The sequence below is a fragment of the Shimia sp. MIT1388 genome (assembly GCF_047124445.1).
Lineage (GTDB): Bacteria > Pseudomonadota > Alphaproteobacteria > Rhodobacterales > Rhodobacteraceae > Shimia.
This window is the reverse complement of record NZ_CP138921.1, coordinates 4,235,872-4,250,282: the sequence shown is the minus strand read 5'-3', so window position 1 is coordinate 4,250,282 and position 14,411 is coordinate 4,235,872. Positions and strand designations below refer to the sequence as shown.

The following is a 14,411-nucleotide window of genomic DNA, read 5'->3' as shown; positions in this document are numbered from 1 at the left end:
GCCTAGTGGCATTCAAGAAGGTTGGGGCGGTCTACGAAAAACTCGCTTTCCGAGTTGGGCAATCGTGCGCCCGAAGGAATTGTGAACTGGCGGTGCAGGCAGGTCTGACAGAATAGCACTCACTGCCGGCGTTCTGTCACCTGACATGTCGCATTCATAGCGTTCTGCGCATCCGTAAACCACACACTGATCGTCTGGGGAAAACAATGTCCCCCTTGGAGGCAATGGGTCGGAAACGCCGATATGCTCCACGAAAGGGCGCAAATGTTCTGGTATTTGATCCAACTGAGAAGGATAGTGGCTTACCAAGGCGGCAGTGACGTAGAATCCCGACTGCAACCTAGTAAGCAAATCTTTGTACAATTTAGTTTTTGCACTGTTAGGATCATAACCCGGCTCGCCCTCGCTGTAGTATTTGAGGGAGAACATTGCGTATAATGCGGATCCTGCGTCACAATTTGACTGCCTCGTGATCCATTTTACGACGTCCAGATTATTCTCCATCTCATATAGGACGCGAATACTTAAAATACTGTGCCAGACTTCAGGAACAGGAATGCTCTGCGCCAGAATTAGTGCGTTTTCAGAACCCACCGACCGGTCAAGCCTTAACCCACACAACTCATAGGCCCGCCGTGCCTCTTCAATCATGTGCTTATGCGTCCAGGACGGTGGATAGGCATACCGAAATGACAACTCATCCCCAAATTCGAAGCTAAATTGCTCCACACCAGTGACCGTCTTGGGGCCCCAACTCTCTAGAAGGCCGGCTAAATTGTCCTCTCCCCATTTGCCATATTGTGTCTCGGTCCATTGCTCGTAGTCCGCATTCGGAAGCTCAAAGCGAGCCACAAGGTAGCGAAAAAGTACCGACAACTTCCGGGGCAAGTCATCCAATTTTTCGGGCCAAGGTTCTTTGAACTTTGACGACAGAATATCCAGAGCCTGCCATCCAAGTGGGAGTTTCTCCACTTGGTGATGCAACTCAAAAAAACACCCTGGTAGGGGCCATTCTCGAATTGAATGCTGATAAAGCTTTTGTGTGTAATTTTCCAACGCGTCGTGCATGAACCGTCTGCCTTAACCAACAAATAAATCCAAGGGTTACCCGAAGAAAAGAGACACAAAGAATGCGGTGAAATTTGGGCGCGCGGGGCGCAAATACAAAATGTTTAGCCAAATTGAAAAAGCCGCCCCTCTCAGGGCGGCTTCCTTGTTTCAACCGATCGCGTCAGCCTTAGCCGATGATCGCGTTCAGCGTGGCGCTTGGGCGCATGACTTTGGCTTTCAGCTCGACCGATGGGCGGAAGTAGCCGCCGATGTCGGCTGCAGGGCCTTGGGCGGCTGCGAGCTCGGCCAAGATGGCTTCTTCGCCATCTGCCAAGGCTTTGGCAACACCTGCGAACTCGGCCGCCAGGTCAGCGTCGTCAGACTGTGCTGCCAGCGCGTCGGCCCAGTAGCGGGCGAACCAGTAGTGGCTGTCGCGGTTGTCTGGCTGGCCTACCTTGCGCGAAGGCGAACGGTTGTCGTCCAGAATGCCTTGGGTTGCCGCTTCGGCAGCCACACCCAGAACACCCGCCTTTGCGTTGCCTTTGACGTCCGCGAGGAAGTTCAGGCTTTCACCCAGGGCACAGAACTCACCCATGGAGTCCCAGCGCAGGTGGTTTTCTTCGACCAGCTGTTGCACGTGCTTTGGTGCAGAACCGCCGGCACCGGTTTCAAACAGGCCGCCACCTTTCATCAGCTTCACGATGGAGAGCATTTTGGCGGAGGTGCCCAGCTCGAGGATCGGGAAGAGGTCAGTCAGGTAGTCGCGCAGCACGTTGCCGGTGATGGCGATGCTGTCGTTGCCGGCAGTGATGGTTTTGAGCGACTGCGCGGTGGCCTCACGAGGCGCCATGATCTGGAACAGGTCGGCTTTGCCAGCCGCTTCCAGCGCCGGGGTCACGTATTTGATCAGCTCGGAATCGTGGGCGCGGTTTGCGTCCAGCCAGAAGATCGCCTCGGAGCCGGTCAGGCGCTGACGGTCCATGGCCAGCTCGATCCAATTCTCGATTGGGGCTTTCTTCACGGTGCAGGAGCGCCAGATGTCGCCTGTCTCTACATCGTGGGAGTGCAGCACGTCGCCATTTTCCAGAACGATGCGGATGGAGCCCGCCGCTGGGGCTTCAAATGTGGTTGGGTGGGAGCCGTATTCTTCGGCTTTCTGCGCCATCAGACCCACGTTGGCCACAGAGCCTGCGGTGGTCACGTCGAGCGCGCCGTTGGCTTTGAAGAAGTTGATGCTTTCGTCATAGACAGACGCGTAGCAGCGATCCGGGATCACACAGTTGGTGTCACCCTTGGCGCCGGTCTCGTCCCAACCTTTGCCGCCTGCGCGGATCACCGCTGGCATGGAGGCGTCGATGATCACATCGGACGGCACGTGCAGGTTGGTGATGCCTTTGTCGCTGTCGACCATGTACATGGATGGGCGGTCCAGCGCGGCGATTTCGGCTTTGATAGCCTCGGCATTGTCCAGCGTGTCGATCGCGGCCAGAACCGCACCCAGACCGGAGTTCGGGGAACCACCGGCTGCGGCAATCGCTTCGCCGTGTGCGTCCCAAACAGGACCCAGCCATGCTTTTACGGCGTGGCCGAAGATGATCGGGTCGGAGACCTTCATCATGGTGGCTTTCATGTGCAGGGAGAACATGGTGCCGTCGGCTTTGGTGTCTTCAATGGCGTCCGCGAGGAAGCTGCCCAGCGCAGAAGCGGACATGAAGGTCGCGTCAGCAACTGTGCCTTCTTCCAGCGGGTAGCTGTCTTTGAGCACGGTCACGGCACCGTCTTTGGCAACAAATTCGATCTTTGCATCGCCCGCCTGATCGGCGGAGATGGTGGCGGAAACTTCGTTTGCGTAGAAGTCGTTGCCCGGCATGGAAGACACTTTGGTCTTGGAGGAGCCTTCCCATGCGCCCATGGAGTGTGGGTTGTTTTGGGCGAAGTTCTTCACCGCGCGGGCGGAGCGACGGTCAGAGTTGCCTTCGCGCAGCACCGGGTTCACAGCGGAGCCTTTGATGCCGTCGTAACGTGCGCGGATGGCTTTCTCTTCGTCAGACTGTGGGTCTTCCGGGTAGGACGGGATGTTGTAGCCCTGCCCTTGCAGCTCTTCGATGGCCGCAACCAGCTGTGGCACAGAGGCGGAGATGTTTGGCAGCTTGATGACGTTGGCGTCTGGGGTCTTCACCAGTTCGCCCAGCGCGGCCAGATCGTCGGACTGACGCTGATCGTCGGTCAGGTTTTCCGGGAAGGTGGCGATGATGCGACCGGCAAGGGAAATGTCCGGGGTGCCAACGGTGATACCAGCGGCGGAAACAAACTTGCGAATGATCGGCAGGAAGGAGGCGGAGGCCAGCTCAGGCGCTTCGTCTACAATGGTATACAATATGTCGGGCGATTTTTTATCAGCCATGTTTCTCACTACCTTTTTTGCGTCAGGGGTGTTCTGTGACTTGCGGGATCAGGTCGGGATGACCTGACAAAATCCGAATGGTTCTCCTCCGCCCTCGCGCAGACTCAAAAGCCCGCACAACAGCAGCGTGCGGGCTTCGTATAGGCCGATGGGGCGCAAAGATCAATTCTCGGTTGGGTCTCAGGCAGAGGCTTTTTGCCGCGCTGCAGCCATATAGCTGTCGATGGCGGCAATTTGTTGCGCGTTGAGGCGCAGACCGAGCTTGGAGCGGCGCCAAACCACATCGGCGGCGGCGCGCGCGTATTCCTTCGCCATGAGCCAGTCGACCTCAGCAGCGGTGAGCGTGGCGCCAAAGTCTGCGCCCAAATCAGCAGCGGATTTTGCGGCCCCGAGCATCTCTGGCGCTTCGGTGCCGTACGCGCGGATCAGGCGCTTGGCCCAGGCATCGGTGAGGAAGGGGTAGTCGCGTTGCAGCTCGGCAATCTTGTCACCCACCTGATGCACCTCAAAGTCGCCGCCGGGCATCGCTACGCCCGCAGTCCAGGGGGCCGTGGCCTCCGGGAAGAATGGCGTGAGTTTTTCCATCGCCGCTTCGGCCAGCTTGCGATAGGTGGTGATTTTGCCGCCAAAGATGTTGAGCACCGGGGCGCCGCTGTCGTCCAGTTTCAGCACGTAGTCGCGGGTGGCTGCCTGTGCGGAGGAGGCGCCATCATCGTAAAGCGGGCGCACACCAGAGTAGCGCCAGACGATGTCATCCATGGTCACCGGCTTCTTGAAGTAGTTTGAGGCGAAGTCGCAGAGGTATTGCGCCTCCTCATCGGTGCAGGTGGGGGCCACGTCGGCGTGGGTGTGTTCCTGATCGGTGGTGCCGATGAGGGTGAAGTCTTCCTGATACGGAATGGCAAAGATGATGCGGCCATCGGAGCCTTGGAAGAAGTAGCAGCGGTCGTGGTCAAACAGGCGTTTGGTGACGATGTGGCTGCCACGGACAAGGCGAACACCAGCGGAGGAATTCTGTTGGATCACGCCGCGAATGACATCGGCCACCCATGGGCCACCGGCATTGACCAGCGCCTTGGCACGGGTGGTGCGGCGGGCACCGGTGTCGACGTCCTCCATCTCGATGTGCCAGAAATTGTCACCGCGTTGGGCGGAGAGCACCTTGGTGCGGGTGCGGATGGTGGCCCCGCGCGCCTCGGCATCGCGGGCGTTTAACACCACAAGGCGGCTGTCTTCGACCCAGCAGTCGGAATATTCAAAGGCTTTGACAAACTTCTCCTGAAGCGGCGAGCCTGCTTCGTCGATTTTGAGATCCACGGTGCGGGTGCCGGGCAGGATTTTGCGGCCACCGAGATGGTCATACATGAAAAGCCCCATGCGGATCAGCCAGCTGGGGCGGCGGCCTTTCATCCACGGCATGACCACGCTCAAAAGTTTGGAAGTCGGCGTGTCATTTTCAAAGCGCATGTCCTTGTGCATTGGCAGCACAAAGCGCATCGGCCAGCTGATGTGCGGCATGGCGCGCAGCAGGGTTTCGCGCTCGATCAGCGCTTCACGTACCAGACGGACTTCGAAGTATTCAAGATAACGCAGACCACCGTGGAACAGCTTGGTCGAGGCCGAGGATGTGGCCCAAGCCAGATCGTTCATTTCGGCCAGTTCCACGGAGAGCCCCCGCCCGGCCGCGTCTCGCGCGATGCCACAGCCGTTGATACCGCCACCAATGACAAAAAGATCCACCGGATTTTCTGTTTGCGCTTCCATAAGAACACCTTCGAACATTTTCGCACCCTTACGAACCCAAAACGCGCATTCGGTCAAGGAAATTCCGCGTGATGTGGATAATTTCCATTGAAAACGTGCCATCCGCCTGCCACTGAGGGTGAGCACAAACGAAAAGTAACGAACATGCTGAGCAGTTTTCGCGAGAGAGAAATCCTCGAAATCGCCCGGAGCGAGGGCAAAGTCACCGTTGAAGGGCTGGCCGCGCATTTTGATGTGACGGTGCAAACCATTCGCCGCGACCTCAACGAAATGGCCAATGCCGGGCGTCTGGAGCGGGTACATGGTGGTGCGGTACTGCCCTCCGGTGTGCGCAACATTGCTTATGAAGAGCGCGGGCGCGTGAACGCGGATGCCAAGGCAGCGATGGCGGCCCGCTGTGCGGCGGACATCCCCAATGGCTCCGCCCTGTTCATCAACATCGGCACCAGCACCGAGGCACTGGCCAGCGCATTGCTGGGCCACGATGGGTTATTGGTGGTGACCAACAACCTCAATGTGGCGCGGATTTTGTCCGGCAACGCGCGGTGCAACGTGCTTGTGACCGGCGGGCGCCCGCGCGCGGAAGACGGCGGACTGGTGGGTCCAGTGGCGGCGCGGATGGTGCGCGACTTTGCCTTTGACTATGCCATCCTCGGCTGTTCGGCGGTGTCGGAGACCGGCGTTGCCTATGATTTTGACATCGACGAGATCGCTGTGTCCCACGCCGCTTTGGCCGGTGCGCGGGAAACCTGGCTTTTGGCGGATCATTCCAAGTTTCAACGCAACGCTCCGGCGAAGATTTTGGATTTTGCCGATGTCGCGCGGCTCTATACGGATGAAATCCCCGACACTTTGGCCGAGGTCTGTGCCAGCAAAGGCACCGAGGTGCTCTCGGGATAAGAGCGCCTATGGCACTGGTTTTCCACTTTTCCCACCCGCGCCGTTGACAAGCTGGCGCGGCTATTAGAAAGGTGACGGCGCAGGGCGACCTGCTGGCCGTTTGGCGATGGCCCCTTAGCTCAACTGGATAGAGCAGCTGACTTCTAATCAGCAGGTTGAGGGTTCGAGTCCTTCAGGGGTCGCCACTTATGAGCACTGGCAGTGTAAGCCGGTATTGCCACCTCCCTCTCTTATTTCTCACAAAAATGTGCGGACGGTTTTTTGCGCCAACAGGCACATGTGGAGGTTTTGTGCTACGCTTCCTAAACGCAGGAAGGGGATTCCTTGCAGGCGTCCGGGGTTTTGGGAGGGCGCATCGATCGCGTGACAGAAAAAGGGCCACCAAAAAGAGACCACACAACACATGACAGGCTCCAACTTCTCGGTAGCAAGGCTCGAACCTGAGCTGAAACAACTGTATTTTATCTGGCGCGATGCAGCGCTTGGTGCAGCCCTACCGCGGTTTACGAACATCGGGCTGCCGTGCCCGCAGACACAACCTGGCATCTTGTCCATTTACGAAGTCCTGCGTTCCCGAACTGGAGAACCAATTGACTTCAAAGGGCTCTATGTGCGCAGCAAAATCAAGAAGACGCTGAGCAAGGTCTTCACCGGAACAAAGCTGTCCACCCACCCCGGCAAAGGACCTGGATCAAAAATGTGGGGAGCCTTTGTACAGGCTGCGACACATCCGCTGCCGCTCCACATTGCCTTGCCCTACACCGGACCACTCACATCTTTCCGCAGCACGTCTGAACTCTATCTGCCAGTGGCTGGAGACCGGGACACAATCGAATATGTGTTAGTTGGCGTGACCTTAAAGCCAAGCGACTATGGCCAGGTCATTGACTTCCCATCACCTGCCCAGATCGCAACAAGCCGTTAGCGTTTCACACAAAAAAGGGCGCAAATCGCGCCCCAAACTTCTCCATTTCACTGCGCGACCTCACCCGCCGCTGCGGACCTCCCTGATCCAGGCCACAATCAAGTTGCGGCTTTCCTGGTCCATCTCGATGGCGTTGGGGGGCGGCATGGCGTGGGTGCGGCCCGCTTGCAGGTAAATCTGCTCCGCATGGCGCGCGACATCTGCTTCGGTTTCCAGCACCACGCCTTTGGGGGCCCAATGCAAGCCCTCCCAGGAGGGCTCGCGGGCGTGACACATGGAACAGTTGCCGGTGACTGCGTAGTAGGCGTCTTCAAAACCTTCTGCGGAGGCGAACTTCTGCTCGTAGGCGGTCAGTTCGCGCGCCTCGGATTCCTCATAGGTCTCGCCAGTCTGCGCCGTGGAGAGCCAGGCGATGGCCACCATCAGTAGCGCGGTGATCAACCAGGTCCAAAGCGGACCTTTGCCGGTGCGGTGCATGGTGTTGAAGTAGTGACGGATGGTGACGCCGGTCAGGAAGATAAGGCTGGCGATGATCCAGGCATACTCGGTGGCAAAGGCCAGCGGGTAGTGGTTGGACAGCATCAGGAACACCACCGGCAGGGTCAGGTAGTTGTTGTGGGTGGAGCGTACCTTGGCGATCTTGCCGTATTTGGCATCCGGCGTGCGGCCGTTTTTCAGGTCGTCCACAACAATGCGCTGGTTCGGCATGATCTGGAAGAACACGTTGGCGGTCATGATGGTGGCGGTAAAGGCCCCAAGATGCAGCAGTGCGGCGCGGCCGGTGAAGATCTGGTTGTAGCCCCAGGACATGACCACAAGAATGGCAAACAGCAGCAACATCAGCAGGGTTGGCTGCTCGCTGAGCTTGGATTTGCACATGAAATCATACGCCAGCCAACCAATAGTCAAAGAGCCGCCGGAGATCAGGATGCCTTGGAACAGGGTGAGATCCGCTTTAGTTGGGTCCAGCAGGAAGAGCTCACCGCCGACCCAGTAGACAATCATCAACAGCGCTGCACCGGAAAGCCAGGTAGTGTAGCTCTGCCATTTGTGCCAGGTCAGGTGCTCCGGCATTTCGGAAGGGGCCACGAGGTATTTCACGGTGTGGTAAAAGCCGCCGCCGTGCACTTCCCACTCTTCGCCATAGGCGCCTTCGGGCAGGTGTTTGGCTGGTTTCAGCATCAGGTCCAATGCGATGAAATAGAACGACGCGCCAATCCAAGCCATGGCGGTGATGACATGTAGCCAGCGCACCGAGAACGCGATCCAGTCCCATAGAATTGCCATATCGTACATGGCGGTCTCCCCTAGATTCGAATTTTAACCAGTCTACGCGACAGGGCTTTCTTTCGGAATTCCCTCTAAATGCCAAGCAGTATCAAAAATTTCAGAACAATAAAAACCCGCCTTGTTGGTTCAGGTCGCATAGAAAAAAGGCGCGTCCGAAACCGGAACGCGCCTCTGCAAAACTGTTTTGCCCGAGAGCCTTAGCTTCCGCGATAGGTGGAGTAGCCAAACGGCGAGAGCAGCAGCGGCACGTGGTAGTGCGAGGCTTCCGACATGCCAAAGCGGATCGGCACCACATCAAGGAAACGTGGCTCTTCCGGCGGTGTGCCGCAGGCGTCCAGATAGGCCCCGGCGTGGAAGATCAGTTCATATTCACCGGTGGCAAATTCGGCAGCTGGCAGGATTTGCTCATCGGTGCGACCATCGTCATTGGTGACCAAAGATTTGAGTTTGGTGCGGGTCTCGCCGTCGATCCGGTAGAGATCAATTTTCAGGCCCTCAGCAGGGCAGCCACGGGCGGTGTCCAGAACATGGGTGGTCAGATAGCCGGTCATGGATGAGTCTCCTGATTGTTTGTATTGGTTTTAGTCCGGTTGGGACCTTGGAGGCAAAGCCTGTCTGAGGCGATGCACTTTCCGCTTTTTCTTGAAAAACAGACGCGATTATCTGGCATATCCAGCAATGCACGCTACGGTGCGCGGACCGCCAGACCAAATACAAGAGAAAGACCCCGATGACGATCCTGGAAATTTTTGTGCTGGCTTTGGCCGGATTTGGCGCTGGCGTTGTGAACACGATTGCGGGCGGCGGGACGTTTTTGACCTTCCCGGCGCTGGTCTGGGCCGGGGTGCCGCCGGTGGCGGCCAATGCCACCAGCGCGGTGTCGGTGTTCCCAGGTTATCTGGGCGGAGCAATAGGATTTCTGTCAGAACTCAAAACCCTGTCGCGGGCGCAAATGATCCGGCTCACAGTCATCACGCTGGCAGGCGGATTGGCGGGATCGCTGTTGTTGCTGGTGTCGTCCAACGAGGTGTTTTCCTATGTGGTGCCGTTTCTGTTGATGTTTGCCACCACCGCGTTTTTGCTTGGGGCAAAGCTACAGGTCTGGGCGCAGGAAAAGGCCAAATGGTTCAAGCCGGAAGGGGCCGTGGGATTGTTTTTGGTCAGCGTTTACGGCGGCTACTTCAACGGTGGCTTGGGCATTGTGCTATTGGCGCTGTTTGCCATGTGGGGCTGGCGCGACATTCACCTGATGAACGGGGTGAAAAACGGGCTGTCCTTTGCGCTGTCCGCCATTTCGGTGGTGACCTTTGCCGTGGCGGGGCTGGTGGTCTGGCCGATGGCGGTTCTGATGATGGTGTTTGCGGTCTTGGGGGGCTACAGCGGGGCCTTTGTGGCCAAGGCCATTCCGGCCTCGGTGGTGCGCTGGATCGTGGTCGTGATTGGCTACGGCATGAGCGCGGTGTTTCTGGCGCGGTTGTTTGTCAGCTGACCCAATTGGCGCCAGCTGACAAGCGTTTTAGATCAAGCGGACTTGAGAACCCGCGCTGGTGCCGCTGTGCTTGCAAGTGTCGCCGCGCCGTTTTTCTGTGCCACGCCAGCGACATAGGTCTCTGACACAGCGCGGTCATCACCCAGGGTTTGCAGGATGAACAGCTCTTCCGACAGGCTTTCCGCGCGCTGCATGCGCAGATCCATGGCGTGGGTCGCGTGGGAATCCAGCACCACCACATCCGCATCTGAGCCTGCGGCCAGCGTGCCGATCTTGTCAGACAGGCCCAGCACCTCGGCGTTGCCACGGGTGATCCAGTCAAAGGCACGCAGCGGGTGCAGTTTCTGCTTCTGCAATTGCAGAATTTTGTAGCCCTCATTCAGGGTTTGCAGCATCGAATAGCTGGTCCCTGCCCCGATGTCGGTCGCAATTGCGTTCTGAATGCCACGGGCGCGCAGCCCGCCATCGTCAAACAGACCACTGCCGAGGAACAGGTTGGAAGTTGGGCAGAACACCGGCTTGGCCTGAGTTTCCGCGAGCACGTCAATCTCGCGTGGGGTCAGGTGGATGGAGTGGCCCAGCAGAGTTTTCGGCGTCAGCAAGCCATAGCTCTCATAGACACCAAGATAATCCGGCGCATCTGGGTAGAGCTCTTTGGTGAAGGCAATTTCGTCGTGGTTTTCGCTCAGGTGGGTCTGCACAAAACACGCGGGGTGCTCCGCCACCAGAGCCTGCGCCATCTGCATCTGCTCCGGCGTTGAGGTGATCGCAAAGCGCGGGGTGATGGCGTAGTGCGCACGGCCTTTGCCATGCCATTTGGCAATCATCTTTTTGCTGTCGTCATAGCTCGACTGCGGCGTGTCGCGCAGCGCGTCAGGCGCATTGCGGTCCATCATCACCTTACCGCCAATCATGCACATGTTGCGCTTGTCAGCCTCGGCAAAATAGGCCTCCACAGACGCGGTGTGCACCGAGCAGTAAGACACTGCCGTGGTGGTGCCGTGGCTGGTCAGCAGATCGTAGAAATGGCCCGCCATGGCCGTGCTGTGCTTGGGGTCTTCAAAGCGAGTTTCTTCGGGGAAGGTGTAATTGTTGAGCCAATCCAGAAGCTGCTCCCCCCAGGAGGCAATCACCTGCACCTGCGGGAAATGCACATGGGTGTCGATGAAACCGGGCAGCAGCAAGTTTGGCCGGTGGTCTTTGACCGTGGCCTTGGGGGCCTGCGCAGCGATGTCTTGATAGACACCGGTGGCTTTGATCTTGCCCCCCTCGATCAGGATCGCGCCGTCTTTGATGTAGGTATAGGCGTCGGTGTCCATCTCATCCGCGGGGGCGGCGTGGAAATCCAGAATACGGCCCCGCAGGAGCGTTTGGGTCTCTGTGTGTGACATGGTCGGGTCCAATGTGGAGGAATGAAAAGGTGCGGGCCGCCGAAGGACAAGGCTGGCCCGCACAAGGGCGTCCGGGGAAGTGGACGTTATTCAGCGGGTGCCGGGGCCTCGTCCACCACCGCGTTTTCATTCACGAGGTCATCCTCTTTGTGAAACAGCGGGTAGATGTAGAGGAAGGCGGCCGCGATCAGGTAGCCAGACGTCACACCATTCAGTGCAGGCCACTGCAGGCTGGCACCATGGATGATGCCAAAGGCAGACATCACAGCAGCTGCGAGGGCAAAGCCACCCGCGTTGCGGAAGCGGCCATCAATGACGCTGGCGACAATGGCACCCCAAATCAGACCGGTCAGGATGGCCCCTTGCGAGAGGGCCAGATGGCCTTCGAAATGTGCGCCTTGCTGCAACAGCGCGGCGGTCAGGGCATCGTCGCCGAGGTTAGGCAGACCGGCCACACCCACGGCACCCAATGCGCCCATCAGCGAGCCCCATTTCACCATCAGGAAAGACGACACATGTGGCATCATTGCGATGGTCACCGCGGCCATGTGATCTGTCTTCACCGAATGCGCTGTGTTGGTGATCAGGCTGAGCGCGACAAACACCAGCACCGGAGCCGCGGCTGCGGTTGGGATCAGGTTGTTGAGGAAGGCGAGCAGACCAAAGAAGGCTGCCAGCGGGATCACCGCGCCCACGCCAATGATGTAGCCCGCATGTGCGCCCATGCGTTTGTAGGCCGGATGGCCGATGTAAGCCGTGGTTGGGAAAGGCGAGCCAAAGACCGCGCCGACCATGGTGCCCACACCATCGGTGATCTGACAAGTGGCCACAGGGTAGTGGTCGCCCGCCGCTTCGGCGCTTTCCACGTTGTTCATGGTTTCTATGAAGTTGTAGATCTGCACCGGCACCAACACCAGGAACAGCTCCGGGTTGGCAAACAGATACTGAATGCCCGCGATCAGGTCACCGATGTAGGGCAGTGGCGGGTAGAAGCCAACGCCATCCAGGCTCAGCTTGGCTTCGCCAATGCCAAAGGCCACCACGGTGCCAACGATCAGCGCCAGCAGACCAGCGGGGATGTTGTATGGCAGGCGGAAGCGGCCCACGAGCCCCCAAAGGATGATGATCATCGAAGCAAAGCCGATGAACGGGTTTTCAAACACAGTGGCCAACGGCACGGTGCCGATGAACACAAGCGCGATACCACAAAGCGTGCCCAGCATACCGGCGCGTGGGGTCACGCGTTTCAGCCACGGGCCAATCACCGCGCCCAACGCAGCGACGATGCCACCCATGAAACCAGCGCCGATGCCGACCTGCCAGGCCAGCATAGGATCGTTGGTGGACCAGTAGATCGGGCCAATCACGCCAAACAGATAGACAAACATCACTGGCGTCGAGATGCCATACGGCAGCGCGGTCACGTCACGGCCATGTTGGGCCGCGGCACGTTTGGCCAAGCCTACATAGACGGCGATCCCGGCCAGAATGGCCACGGCTGCGCCCGGCACGATGCGGCCATAGACAATCTCGGCGGGCATCTGGAACACAAACTGACAGACGCCAGCCAGCACCATCAGATTGATCAGGTTGTCGGTGAACAGCGCCCAAAAGGCACTAAAATCGCTGCGATCAAACAGCTTGTAGGTATAGCTACCATCCCTCATGTGGGACCTCCATTTGCTAACCGAAGGGATGCCGCCCTCTCCTCAAGGTGACATCTCTTGGCGTGAACTCACTGGGCGGCGATATGCGGTCCAGTGCCCCGAAGTTGGGGAGTTGCGGCAGTTTCAGAGGTCAGCGCTGGGGCCACTTCAGCCACGCGGAGCGTGGCGATCCCAGCAGGCCGCAGTGTGCGGCTACCGCCTGCCCACGAGGGGCAGATCAAGGGCGCGACGGACAGGCCGTCGCGGTATTGGGTGCGTGAGGGAGACAGGAACAGACGAGCATCAGACCGCGCGTGGGCGCTGTCTTTCTGAGCCGTCTTGTCCAAGCGATGTGCCATCTGGCCTCCCCTATCGCGCAGGTATCGCGCGCGTGTGGATCTAGTTTTACCGGCTGTGACTACGGGGCAAAACGGCGCAAATCGGGAGATACTTTCAATGGAATTTTGAATAAAACGTCGCGTAAGGCTGAGGGTGGCAAACGCCAAAAACAAAGCACCTCCGCAGCCCATTGGGCAACGGAGGCGTGTGTTTCTTTAAAGATTAGAGAAGCTTAGAAATCCACTTCGATGGCGATGCCTTTTTCGACTGCCAGATCGACAACGGCTGCGGCCACCGCAAGATCCTGCAAGCCCACGCCGGTGCCGTCAAACAGGGTGATCTGCTCTGCAGAGGTGCGGCCAGGGTTGGTGCCGTTGATCACCGCGCCGACTTCGGCCACATCACTGACCTCAATCAGCCCCTCGGCCACCGCGTGTTGCGCCTCGCCGATGGTGATCGACTGCGCCACCTCGTCGGTGAAGACCGAGGCCTTGGCCAAAAGCGCGCCTTCGACCTCCTGTTTGCCTTTGGTGTCGGTGCCCATGCAGGCGATATGCGTGCCAGGAGACACGTGATCCGCCATCAAGGACGGTGCAAAGGCAGAGGTGATCGAGATGATCACGTCAGCCTCTTTCATACCGTCCAGTTCCACCGCCTCAAATGGCAAGCCAGCTTCGGAGGCGACCTTCTCAATGTTTGGCAGCATCTCCGGGTGGTAGTTCCAACCGATGACCTTCTCAAAGTTGCGCTGCTCCAGCGCGGCGCGCAGTTGGAAAGTGGCCTGATGCCCTGCGCCAATCATGCCGATGACTTTGGCATCTTCGCGGGCCAGATGTTTGATCGACACGGACGACGCAGCCGCCGTACGTAGCGCAGTCAACAGATTGCCACCCACCATGGCTTTGGCCTTGCCGGTGTCAGGATCAAACAGGAACACGGTGGACTGGTGGTTGATCAACCCGCGCTTTTCGAGGTTGTTGGGCCAGTAGCCGCCCGCCTTCAGGCCTAGCGTCAAACCCGCCTGATCAAAGCCGCCTTTGAACCCATACAGCGCGTCTTCGTGGCCGATGGCTTCGCGCACCACCGGAAAATTATAGGCTTCGCGCGCGGCCATGGCGGCAAAAACTTTTTCTACCGCATCAAAGGCCGCGTCGCGGGTCATCAGATCGGCAATTTCGCGTTCAGGTACAATCAGCATGGTGCTCTCTCATCA

At 58.5% G+C, this 14,411-nt stretch carries 12 protein-coding genes and 1 tRNA gene; 4 read left to right on the top strand and 9 right to left on the bottom strand.

Going from position 1 to position 14,411, the window contains the following annotated elements:
* Nucleotides 1-12: 12 nt before the first annotated feature.
* The 3 genes from SIB92_RS20720 to glpD all read right to left on the bottom strand — a co-directional run bounded on the left by SIB92_RS20720 (nucleotide 13) and on the right by glpD (nucleotide 5,236).
* Nucleotides 13-1,068: a hypothetical protein gene (locus SIB92_RS20720; protein WP_412553789.1), complete on the bottom strand. Its 1,056-nt coding sequence runs from the start codon at nucleotides 1,066-1,068 to the stop codon at nucleotides 13-15.
* A 169-nt stretch (nucleotides 1,069-1,237) separates the two neighbouring features.
* On the bottom strand, nucleotides 1,238-3,454 hold the full coding sequence (locus SIB92_RS20715; protein WP_412553788.1) for an NADP-dependent isocitrate dehydrogenase: 2,217 nt from the start codon (nucleotides 3,452-3,454) through the stop codon (nucleotides 1,238-1,240).
* A 180-nt stretch (nucleotides 3,455-3,634) separates the two neighbouring features.
* Nucleotides 3,635-5,236, bottom strand: a complete 1,602-nt coding sequence (gene glpD, locus SIB92_RS20710; RefSeq protein WP_412553787.1) for a glycerol-3-phosphate dehydrogenase — start codon at nucleotides 5,234-5,236, stop codon at nucleotides 3,635-3,637.
* Between the two features lie 126 nt (nucleotides 5,237-5,362).
* Here glpD and SIB92_RS20705 point away from each other — a divergent pair, with 126 nt between their 5' ends.
* The 3 genes from SIB92_RS20705 to SIB92_RS20695 all read left to right on the top strand — a co-directional run bounded on the left by SIB92_RS20705 (nucleotide 5,363) and on the right by SIB92_RS20695 (nucleotide 7,043).
* Nucleotides 5,363-6,118: a DeoR/GlpR family DNA-binding transcription regulator gene (locus SIB92_RS20705; protein ID WP_412553786.1), complete on the top strand. Its 756-nt coding sequence runs from the start codon at nucleotides 5,363-5,365 to the stop codon at nucleotides 6,116-6,118.
* 108 nt (nucleotides 6,119-6,226) lie between these two features.
* Nucleotides 6,227-6,303, top strand: a tRNA-Arg gene (locus SIB92_RS20700).
* A gap of 218 nt (nucleotides 6,304-6,521) precedes the next feature.
* On the top strand, nucleotides 6,522-7,043 hold the full coding sequence (locus tag SIB92_RS20695; protein WP_412553785.1) for a hypothetical protein: 522 nt from the start codon (nucleotides 6,522-6,524) through the stop codon (nucleotides 7,041-7,043).
* A gap of 60 nt (nucleotides 7,044-7,103) precedes the next feature.
* Here the strand turns inward: SIB92_RS20695 and SIB92_RS20690 are convergent, their stop codons facing one another.
* Together SIB92_RS20690 and uraH are read right to left on the bottom strand one after the other, a co-directional pair.
* A complete protein-coding gene (locus SIB92_RS20690) occupies nucleotides 7,104-8,339 on the bottom strand; it encodes a urate hydroxylase PuuD (RefSeq protein ID WP_412553784.1) in 1,236 nt (411 codons plus the stop codon).
* A gap of 191 nt (nucleotides 8,340-8,530) precedes the next feature.
* Nucleotides 8,531-8,884 (bottom strand): hydroxyisourate hydrolase, encoded by a 354-nt coding sequence (gene uraH, locus SIB92_RS20685; RefSeq protein ID WP_295175315.1) that lies wholly within the window; start codon nucleotides 8,882-8,884, stop codon nucleotides 8,531-8,533.
* A gap of 179 nt (nucleotides 8,885-9,063) precedes the next feature.
* Between uraH and SIB92_RS20680 the strand changes: the two genes are divergently transcribed.
* Entirely contained in the window at nucleotides 9,064-9,822 is a 759-nt protein-coding gene (locus SIB92_RS20680; RefSeq protein WP_412553783.1) for a sulfite exporter TauE/SafE family protein, read from the top strand.
* Between the two features lie 32 nt (nucleotides 9,823-9,854).
* Here SIB92_RS20680 and guaD read toward each other — a convergent pair whose 3' ends face one another.
* The 4 genes from guaD to bhcD all read right to left on the bottom strand — a co-directional run bounded on the left by guaD (nucleotide 9,855) and on the right by bhcD (nucleotide 14,396).
* On the bottom strand, nucleotides 9,855-11,213 hold the full coding sequence (gene guaD, locus SIB92_RS20675; RefSeq protein WP_412553782.1) for a guanine deaminase: 1,359 nt from the start codon (nucleotides 11,211-11,213) through the stop codon (nucleotides 9,855-9,857).
* An 86-nt stretch (nucleotides 11,214-11,299) separates the two neighbouring features.
* Nucleotides 11,300-12,880, bottom strand: a complete 1,581-nt coding sequence (locus SIB92_RS20670; protein ID WP_412553781.1) for a xanthine/uracil/vitamin C permease — start codon at nucleotides 12,878-12,880, stop codon at nucleotides 11,300-11,302.
* Between the two features lie 68 nt (nucleotides 12,881-12,948).
* Nucleotides 12,949-13,218 carry a hypothetical protein gene (locus SIB92_RS20665; RefSeq protein ID WP_412553780.1) on the bottom strand — a complete coding sequence of 90 codons (270 nt, stop codon included), beginning with the start codon at nucleotides 13,216-13,218 and terminating at the stop codon, nucleotides 12,949-12,951.
* Between the two features lie 212 nt (nucleotides 13,219-13,430).
* Nucleotides 13,431-14,396: an iminosuccinate reductase BhcD gene (gene bhcD, locus SIB92_RS20660; protein WP_412553779.1), complete on the bottom strand. Its 966-nt coding sequence runs from the start codon at nucleotides 14,394-14,396 to the stop codon at nucleotides 13,431-13,433.
* Between the last annotated feature and the right edge of the window lie 15 nt (nucleotides 14,397-14,411).

Bases quoted from the DNA above. Each gene is read 5' to 3' on its own strand.
- SIB92_RS20720 (WP_412553789.1), bottom strand. From the start codon at position 1,068: ATGCACGACGCGTTGGAAAATTACACACAAAAGCTTTATCAGCATTCA.
- SIB92_RS20715 (WP_412553788.1), bottom strand. From the start codon at position 3,454: ATGGCTGATAAAAAATCGCCCGACATATTGTATACCATTGTAGACGAA.
- glpD (WP_412553787.1), bottom strand. From the start codon at position 5,236: ATGTTCGAAGGTGTTCTTATGGAAGCGCAAACAGAAAATCCGGTGGAT.
- SIB92_RS20705 (WP_412553786.1), top strand. From the start codon at position 5,363: ATGCTGAGCAGTTTTCGCGAGAGAGAAATCCTCGAAATCGCCCGGAGC.
- SIB92_RS20695 (WP_412553785.1), top strand. From the start codon at position 6,522: ATGACAGGCTCCAACTTCTCGGTAGCAAGGCTCGAACCTGAGCTGAAA.
- SIB92_RS20690 (WP_412553784.1), bottom strand. From the start codon at position 8,339: ATGTACGATATGGCAATTCTATGGGACTGGATCGCGTTCTCGGTGCGC.
- uraH (WP_295175315.1), bottom strand. From the start codon at position 8,884: ATGACCGGCTATCTGACCACCCATGTTCTGGACACCGCCCGTGGCTGC.
- SIB92_RS20680 (WP_412553783.1), top strand. From the start codon at position 9,064: ATGACGATCCTGGAAATTTTTGTGCTGGCTTTGGCCGGATTTGGCGCT.
- guaD (WP_412553782.1), bottom strand. From the start codon at position 11,213: ATGTCACACACAGAGACCCAAACGCTCCTGCGGGGCCGTATTCTGGAT.
- SIB92_RS20670 (WP_412553781.1), bottom strand. From the start codon at position 12,880: ATGAGGGATGGTAGCTATACCTACAAGCTGTTTGATCGCAGCGATTTT.
- SIB92_RS20665 (WP_412553780.1), bottom strand. From the start codon at position 13,218: ATGGCACATCGCTTGGACAAGACGGCTCAGAAAGACAGCGCCCACGCG.
- bhcD (WP_412553779.1), bottom strand. From the start codon at position 14,396: ATGCTGATTGTACCTGAACGCGAAATTGCCGATCTGATGACCCGCGAC.